Genomic DNA, 2,898 nt, shown 5'->3' on the forward strand with positions numbered 1-2,898 from the left:
GCCGCCAGGACGGCAGATGCACCTCGTACACCGAGAACGGCGCCTCGTGCACGGGCAGGTCCGCCCGGTGCGCGAGCCACTCCTCGTCATGCCACTCGTGGTGGGAGACATGCACGATCGAGGACGTATGCGGCGGGGCCTCGGTGCGCCGCGCCAGCGGGTCGGCGCGCAGGGTGCGGGAGCCGTCCGGGCGGGTGATCTCGAACTTGTACAGCTCGCCCTCGCCGATCCCCGGCACGAACAGTTCCCACACACCGGAGGAGCCGAGGGAGCGCATGGGGTGACCGGTGCCGTCCCAGTGGTTGAAGCCTCCGGCCACGCGCACACCGCGCGCGTTCGGCGCCCACACCGAGAAGCGGGTGCCGACGACGCCCTGGTGGGTCATCGGGTGGGCGCCGAGCACCTGCCACAGCTGCTCGTGCCGCCCCTCGCCGATCAGATGCAGATCCAGCTCGCCGAGCGTGGGCAGGAAACGGTACGCATCCTCGGTCTCCCGCGTCACTCCCTCGTAGGCCACGAGGAGCCGGTACTCCGGGACATCGCGCAGCGGCAGCAGGCCCGAGAAGAACCCGTCGCCGTCGTCGTGCAGCTCGGTGCGCAGGTCCCCGATGACGATGGTCACCGACAGCGCGTACGGACGGAAGGCCCGGAAGGCGACCCCACCGGGCACCGGATGGGCACCGAGCACCGCGTGCGGGTCGTGATGGGTGCCGTCGACCAGCCGCGCGCGATCGGCTGCGCCGACGGCGGGGGAGACGGCCGGGGAGTCGGCGGGGGAGGCGGCGACCTCGGACGTGGCCGCCTTCCCGAGGGCCGTCCCGGGAGCGGTGGCTTTCTCGGCGACGGCCTTCTCGGGCACCGCTTTCCCGGCGGGGGCGGGCGCCTTCTTCCCCGCCGCCTTCTTCGCTGTGGGCGCCTTCTTCGCCGCCGCCTTCCTCGCTGTGGCGGTCTTCTTCGCCGGTGCCTTCGCGGCCGCTGTCTTCTTCGCCGCTGTCTTCTTCGCTGTCTTCTTCGCCGAAGCCTTCCCGGCCACCGCTTCCGGCGCCGCCGTCCTCCCGGCCGCCGCCTTCTTCGCCGCCGCTCCCGTCGCCGTCGTCTTCTTGGCCGCCGCCTTCCTGGCCACGGTCTTCTTCGTACCGGTCGTCGACTTCTCGGCGGCCACCGTCGTCCTCTTCGCGGCGGTCGCCTTCCTCACACCGGTACCGGTCTGCTGTGGACCGTCGCCGTTCTTCTGCGCGCTGTCGTCGGACGGGGGGCGGGGCGTCACGGGCGGGGCCTCCTCGGCAATGGGCAAAGAGCGGTGGATCAGGGGGTGGGGTCGGCGGCCAGGCGGCGTATCGCCGCCATCGGCACCGGCAGCCAGTCGGGGCGGTGGCGGGCCTCGTAGAGGACCTCGTAGACGGCCTTGTCCGTCTCGTACGCACGCAGCAGCACCGGTTCGGTGCGCGGATCGTGCCCGGCGACCTCGGCGTAGCCCGAGCAGTACGCGGCCCGGCACGCCGCGGCCCACTCCGCTTCCGGGGGACCGGCCGAGTGCGCCGCGTAGTCGAAGGAGCGCAGCATCCCCGCGATGTCCCGCACCACGGGCTGCGGCATCCGGCGCTCGGCGAGCGGCCTGGACGGCTCGCCCTCGAAGTCGATCAGCGACCAGTCTCCGGACGGCGCGCGCAGGCACTGGCCCAGGTGGAGATCCCCGTGGATGCGCTGGGCGGTCCAGGTCCGCCCCTCGGCGGCGAGGCCTGCCAGCGCCTCGAACGCGGAGTGCAGCGCGGGCGCGTACGACCGTAGTGCGGGCACCGCCTGCGCCGCCGCCTCCAGCCGCTCGGCCATGCCGCCGACCAGCAGCCGTATCTGGGTGTGGCCCAGCGTGACCGGGGGCAGGGCGCGGGCCAGGGCCGTGTGCACCTCGGCGGTGGCGCGGCCGAGCGCCCGCGCCTCGGGGGTGAAGTCCTCGCCCTTGGCCAGCTCGTGCAGGGCCAGTTCCCAGCCATCGGAGGCTCCCCGCAGATACGGCTGAAGGACGGCCAGGACATAGGACTCGTCCAGGTCGTCGAGGCCGGCGAGCAGCCAGCCGGCCGGTGCGGGCACCCGGGGACAGCGCTCGCGCGACAGCAGCAGCGGGAGTTCCAGATCGGGGTTGGTGCCGGGGACGACACGCCGCAGGAGCTTGAGAATGAACGTATCTCCGTAGACGACCGACGAGTTGGACTGCTCCGCAGTGACCCTCCGCGGGACGAGCCCGTCCCCTATCGGCTGGTGCGGGTCGCCGTCGAAGCGGAGTGCGCCGACGCGCGCCCGGGTGCGCAGCGCCTCCAGAAGCACGGTGGTGGCCCGGGGGTCGTAGAGGGCCTCGTACACGGTCAGGCCGGCCAGCGGTCCGTCCGCCACATGACCGATCAGCGCGGGCGCCAGCCGCGGTGGCAGCGCCTCGCGCACGCCTATCAGAAGCTGGTAGCAGTCGCCGGGGTGCGGTACGGCGCCCTGGGTCGGCGCCGCCGGCTGATGGGCCCGTACGAGCAGATGGACCAGACCCAGCGCGCCTTCCGGCGGCAGCAGGTCGGTGGCCGCCACCAGCGAGAACCCGGTGACCGGCCGTCCCTTGCCCGCGAACCAGCGCTGCCGTGGCAGCCACTCCCGCAGGAGGGGCTCGAGGGAGGCGAGGAGACCGGACCGGGCCGTGGTGGGACGGGTGACGGCTTCCGACATGGCGTACGTCCTTTCCCCGGGGGGTGGTCGGGGTGTCCATTGCCTGCGTGCCCCGGGCGGGGCGGTGGAAACCGCCCCGCCCCCTGCTTCTAGGCCCCGTCCTTGCGGAGCCGGAACCAGTAGAAGCCGTGGCCTGCGAGGGTGAGCAGGTAGGGCAGTTCGCCGATGGCCGGGAAGCGGACCCCGCCGATG

2 protein-coding genes and 1 pseudogene are annotated in these 2,898 nt (G+C 73.1%); all 3 read right to left on the minus strand.

The window, feature by feature from the left end:
- On the minus strand, positions 1–1,267 hold a 1,267-nt coding region (locus ACIP94_RS38365), incomplete at its 3' end, for a histone H1-like repetitive region-containing protein (protein WP_402436758.1).
- A 38-nt stretch (positions 1,268–1,305) separates the two neighbouring features.
- Positions 1,306–2,706, minus strand: coding sequence for a maltokinase (locus ACIP94_RS38370; RefSeq protein WP_402436760.1), 1,401 nt, complete (start codon positions 2,704–2,706; stop codon positions 1,306–1,308).
- Between the two features lie 89 nt (positions 2,707–2,795).
- Positions 2,796–2,898 (minus strand): annotated as a pseudogene (locus ACIP94_RS38375) (trehalose synthase); the annotation flags it as partial.

Source organism: Streptomyces sp. NPDC093261, from assembly GCF_044753645.1.
Classification (GTDB): Bacteria; Actinomycetota; Actinomycetes; order Streptomycetales; family Streptomycetaceae; genus Streptomyces.